Raw genomic sequence first — 5,256 nt, forward strand, 5'->3', positions numbered from 1 at the left:
CGCCGTTCAAGCGCCTGCGGACAGGATGTTCTGCTTGATGAGTTTAGCGGAGAGGTTTGGTTGTTCGAGGTAGGGGAGGTGGCCTGTTCTGGGGAGGAGGTGGAGGGCGGCGTGGGGGGGGATGCTGGTGTGGGTTGGGTGCGGGACGATGCGGTCGTTCTGGCCGGCGATGATGCGGGTGGGGCCGGTGTAGCGGGCGACGGCGTCGCGCACGGAGAAGAGCTGGGTGTCGCCGGCGAAGATGCCGGAGGCGAGGCGCTTCTGGTTGGCGACCATGTCGGTGCCCTCGCGCGCGGCGATCGTGGCGCGGATCAGCACCGGCGGCAGCACGGCCGGGTCGTCGACGAGCTCGTCGAACCAGGGTTTCAGCGCGGCCTCCGAGGTGGCGGCGAGCACGCCGGCGATGTAATCGCCGTTGATCTTCGGCCCGAGGCCGGCGGGCGAGATGAGCGTCAGCGAGCGCAGGTCGAGATCGCCGCCGCCGGCGAGCGCCGCCGCGACGGCAGCACCGAGCGAGTGGCCGACGAGATGCAGCCGCTCGACCTTCTCCGCGCTAAGCGCCTTGCGCACCGAGGCGACGAGGCCGTCGAAGTCGAGCGCGGCGAGCGCGGCGGACGAGCCGTGGCCGGGCAGGTCGATGCCGAGCACCGGGTTCGACAGGTTGAGATGGGCGAGGAAGGGCCGCCAGGCGGCCAGTTCGCCGCCGAAGCCGTGGATCAGCAGCACCGGATCGCCGCTGCCGGACTGCAGGCTGCGCAGCGCCAGGCCGCCGGCGGCGGAGGAAGCGGAGGCCGCCGATGCGCCGCCGCTGAAGGCGAGCACCGTGCCCGGCCCCTTGGCGCGCGCCGCCTCGACGTCGCGCTTGACCACCGCGCCGCGCGGACCCGAGCCGCGAATGGCGGAAAGATCGAGCCCGGCGGCGGCGGCCAGCCGGCGCGCCAGCGGCGAGGAGCCACCCGTGCCGGTCTTCAGCAGCGCCGTTTCGACAGCCACGGGCTGTGCGACAGCCACGGGCTGTGCGACAGCCGCGGACTGCGCGGCAGCCGAAGGCCTGGCCTCGTCGGCGGCGGCGGCCGCGACGATCGACTGGATGCTCTCCCCGGAGAAGGAGGCGTTCGCCTCGGCCTTCGCCTCATCCGCCTTCGCTGCGCCAGAGGCCGCCGAAGCCCCTGCCGAAGGCTGTGTCGAAGACACTGCCGAAGGCAGTTCGCCGGGCTCGCCGACCATCATCAGCGGTTCGAGCACGGTGGCCATGTCGCCGACCTTGTAGCGGATCTCGATGATCGTGCCGGTCTCGAAGGCCTCGACCTCGAAGGTCGCCTTCTCCGATTCCACCTCGGCGACGATGTCGCCCTTCTTCACCGGATCGCCGAGCTTCACCAGGATCGCGATCACCTTGCCCTCGGTCAGGTCCTGGCCGACCTGCGGCATCAATATGGGACGGGCCATTGTTCATATCCTCTTGAATGGCAGGGTCAGGCGACGCGGCGGCGGGCCGCCTCGACGGCGCGGGCGACGAAGTCGACGGTCTTGCGGGTGGCGGCGGCGAACTCGGACGCCGTGGCGGCAAAGGCGGCGAAGCGCGCGAACTCCTCCGGACGCATGCCGTCAAAATCATAGGCCTGGCGGAAGTAGGGCAGCGTGCGCAGCTTCTCGATCAGCTCCGGCGACGCGTCCGTGTCGATCGCGCGAGCGTCGAAGTCGGGCAGCCGGTCCTCCGCCTGCATCAGCTGCGCTATATAGCCGGGCGGGCAGGTGTAGACCATGTCCGAGCCGGCGATCAGCGCGATATGGCCGCTCGAGGCGCGTCCGCCCGGACCCTCGTCCGTCACCCGCATCGAGCATTGCAGCATCTTGCTCGGATGGCCGCGCTCCTTGCCCCAGCGATAGGCCCGCTTCAGCACCGCGATCTCGCCGAGCAGGATCTCCTCGGCGGTCAGGCTGAGGCCGCGCGCCTCGGCCTGCGCCTTCAGGTCGCCGACATTGCCGAGCCGGGCCGACATGTGGGTGATGACCGAGCGCCAGCGGGAAAGGTCGATGCCGGCCGCTCTTGCCCGTTCGAGCCCGCGCGAGACGGCCTCCATGCAGGCGATGTATTGCGGCACGGTGAACGAGGTCGTGTTGTTGGTGGAGATGCCGCGCGCCGTCAGTTCCTCGATGACCGCATAGCCCTCCTTCGAGCCCGGCACCTTGACCATGACGTTCGGCGCCACCTCGGCGAGTTCGAGGCCCTGGGCCAGCATCGCGTCGTAGTCGGTGACGAAGCGCGGGTCGACCTGGCCGGAGACGAGGCCGTACTTGCCGCCCGAGACGTCGTAGACCGCGCGGATCATCGCCGCGCCCGCCGCCACCACCTCGAGATAGAGCGCCCAGTAGATCGCCTCGACGTCGTCGTTCGGGCGTTCCCTGGCGATCGCGGCGATGCGCCCGGCCCAGAAGCCGGGATCGGCCTCGATCGCCTGGAGCGAGAGCGGCGGGTTGGTGGTGACGCCGCGAAAGCCCATCGTCCCTTTCCCGGCCGCCGTCTCCGCGTCGAAGAGCCGGGTCAGCTGCGCCTCCCAGGCCGCCGTCTTCTCCGGCGGCGCCTTGGCGAGAACCCCCGCCTTCCAGCCGGCATAGACGAGCGGCGAGGAATCCCACCAGATCTCGCAGTCGGGGTTGGTGGCGGCGAGCTTTTCCAGGACGTGGAGGGAAGAGGCGGGGCTCATTGCGGAAGCGGGCTCAGACATCGGGGGCGGTCCTGTTCTTCAGGGGCGTCAGCGGCGCAAGGCGCGGGATCGCGGGCGTCCGGCGGCGCGGGCTGCAACACTTCGGGTTCGATCTGCGTCCGTCAGGCTCAGGGCGAGCCGGACGGGCTCCAGGCGTTTCGGCGTCCTTCGGCCGTTCGGGAAAGCCGCAATGCGCGTGTCCCCGACGAAGGGCGGGCCCGGGCGGCGCGCCCAGGCGGGGAGCCGCCCCTGTTCAGGGGCCCGGCGCGCGACGCCCGTCGGCCAGGCGCCGGGACAGGGTCACTCGGCGGCGATCGCCAGCGGCTTGGCGTGCAGCGTGCGGCGCACGGCGGCGACCACGTCGTCGACCTGCGGCACGCTCGCCTTTTCCAGTTCCAGGTTGAACGGGATCGGGATGTTCAGGCCCGCGACGATCTCCACCGGCGCGTCGAGGTCGTAGAAGGCCTCCTCCTGGATGATCGAGCAGATGTCGGAAGCGACGCCGCCGCGGCGCACCGCCTCCTGCACGATCACCACCCGGTTGGTCTTTGCCACCGACGACAGGATCATCTCCTTGTCGAGCGGCACCAGCGTGCGCGGGTCGATCACCTCGACGTCGATGCCCTCCTCGGCGAGCTTGGCCGCCGCCTCCAGCGCGCGCGGCACCATGTTCGACCAGGCGATCACCGTCACGTCCTTGCCGGCGCGCTTGATGTCGCCCTTGCCGAACGCGATCACATGCTCGCCGTCCGGAACCAGGCCCTTGGTCATGTAGAGGTGCTTGTGCTCCAGGAACATCACCGGATCCTGCTGGCGCAGCGCATACTTCAGGAGGCCCTTGGCATCCGCCGGCGTCGAGGGCATCACCACCTTCAGGCCCGGAATGTGGTAGAACAGCGCCTCGAGGCTCTGGGAGTGCTGCGCCGCGACACCGCCGCCCGTGCCCCCTTGCGTGCGCATGATGAAGGGAACCCGGCCGTCGCCGCCGGTCATCAGCCGGAACTTCGCCGCCTGGTTGACCAGCATGTCCATGCCGAGCATGGCGAAGTCGATGTAGAGGATCTCCACCACCGGGCGGGCGCCGGCGATCGCGGCCCCCACGCCGACGCCGATCATGCCGGCCTCCGCGATCGGCGTGTCGCGCACCCGCGCCGGGCCGTACTTCGCCAGCAGGCCTTCCGTCACCTTGTAGGACCCGCCGCGCTCGGCGATGCCTTCGCCGATGATGAACACGGTCGCGTCGCGCGCCATCTCCTCGTCGAGCGCCTCGCGCAGCGCGTCGCGATACATCATTTCCCTTGCTGCCGTCATCTGATCCGTCTCCCTTGGGAACCGCGTCCGCTCCAAAAGCCCGCCCGCTCCGCCTTCGTTCCTGTTCCGGTCTCTAAAGCCCGGTTCTCACATCGCCTGCCGTCGCCTCGCCCCGCCGGGGCAAGACCCCCGCCACGGGCCGCACCCCTCGCAGGGGTCGCAGCCCCGCGGGGGCCGCGCTTCTCGCACCGGCCGTGCCGGCGCACCCCTCGCAGGGGTTAGTAGATGGCGGCGAATTCGCGGAATTCCGCCACGCCGACCTCGCCGCTCGCCCTGGAGAATTCCACCGCGTCCTCGAATTCCTGGCGGATCTCCGCCTCGATCGCCTCGATCTCGGAGGCCTCGATGTCGGTCATCTTCGTCAGCGCGTCGCGCGCCCGGTCGACCGGATCGCGCTCCTTGTAATAGGCGAGGCGATCGGCCGGCATGTACTTGCCGGGATCGTTGACGTGGTGGCCCATGTGGCGATAGGTCTTCGCCTCGATCAGCACCGGACCCTTGCCGGCCCGGCAGGTCTCGACCGCCTGCTTCATCACCTCGTAGACCGCCAGCGGATCGTTGCCGTCGACCTGGTGGCTCTCGACGCCGATCGCGGTGCCGCGCTTGTAGAGATCGGTCTCGCGCGTCGATTCCTCGATCTTCGTCGACACCGCATACTGGTTGTTCTCGATGACGAGCACGAAGGAGAGGTTCCAGATCGCCGCGAGGTTCAGCGATTCCAGGAAGGTGCCGTTGTTCGACGCCCCGTCCGTCGTGAACGTCACCGTCACCGCGTCGTTGCCCTTGATCTGGTTGGCGAGCGCCGCACCCACGCCGAGCGGCGTGCCCGCGCCGACGATGCCGTTCGCGCCGAGATTGCCGACCGAGATGTCGGCGATGTGCATCGAGCCGCCATAGCCCTTGCAGTAGCCCGTCTCCTTCTGCAGAAGCTCCGCCACCATCTTCTTCACGTCCGCGCCCCAGGCGATGCAGTGGCCGTGGCCGCGATGCGTCGAGGCGATGTAATCCCCCTCCTTCAGCGCCGCGCAAACCCCCGTCGCAATCCCCTCCTGGCCGAGATACGGATGGAAATATCCCCGGATCAGACCCTGACGGTAAAGCTTGATCCCCTCCGTCTCAAACACACGGATCTTCAGCGCCGTCCGGTACATCCCCTCCAGCAACGCACGCGACGGCGCATTCGGATGCCTCGTCTCTCCTGCCATCAAAACTTTCTCCCGTCATTGCCACGTTCTTG

The 5,256-nt window shown here is 69.2% G+C and carries 4 protein-coding genes; all 4 read right to left on the reverse strand.

The genetic code is table 11. The features are described 5' to 3' along the window. Positions 1-6 precede the first annotated feature (6 nt). The 4 genes from ACEVQ6_RS23375 to ACEVQ6_RS23390 all read right to left on the reverse strand — a co-directional run bounded on the left by ACEVQ6_RS23375 (position 7) and on the right by ACEVQ6_RS23390 (position 5,224). Complete coding sequence (locus tag ACEVQ6_RS23375) at positions 7-1,449, reverse strand: alpha/beta fold hydrolase (RefSeq protein WP_374891447.1); 1,443 nt, start codon at positions 1,447-1,449, stop codon at positions 7-9. Between the two features lie 26 nt (positions 1,450-1,475). Beyond that, positions 1,476-2,729 carry a transaldolase family protein gene (locus tag ACEVQ6_RS23380; protein WP_374891448.1) on the reverse strand — a complete coding sequence of 418 codons (1,254 nt, stop codon included), beginning with the start codon at positions 2,727-2,729 and terminating at the stop codon, positions 1,476-1,478. Positions 2,730-3,008: 279 nt separating this feature from the next. Then, positions 3,009-4,019, reverse strand: a complete 1,011-nt coding sequence (locus ACEVQ6_RS23385) for an alpha-ketoacid dehydrogenase subunit beta (protein ID WP_374891449.1) — start codon at positions 4,017-4,019, stop codon at positions 3,009-3,011. Positions 4,020-4,237: 218 nt separating this feature from the next. Next, complete coding sequence (locus ACEVQ6_RS23390) at positions 4,238-5,224, reverse strand: thiamine pyrophosphate-dependent dehydrogenase E1 component subunit alpha (protein WP_374891450.1); 987 nt, start codon at positions 5,222-5,224, stop codon at positions 4,238-4,240. Between the last annotated feature and the right edge of the window lie 32 nt (positions 5,225-5,256).

Source organism: Ensifer soli, assembly GCF_041928815.1.
GTDB lineage: Bacteria > Pseudomonadota > Alphaproteobacteria > Rhizobiales > Rhizobiaceae > JBHFEI01.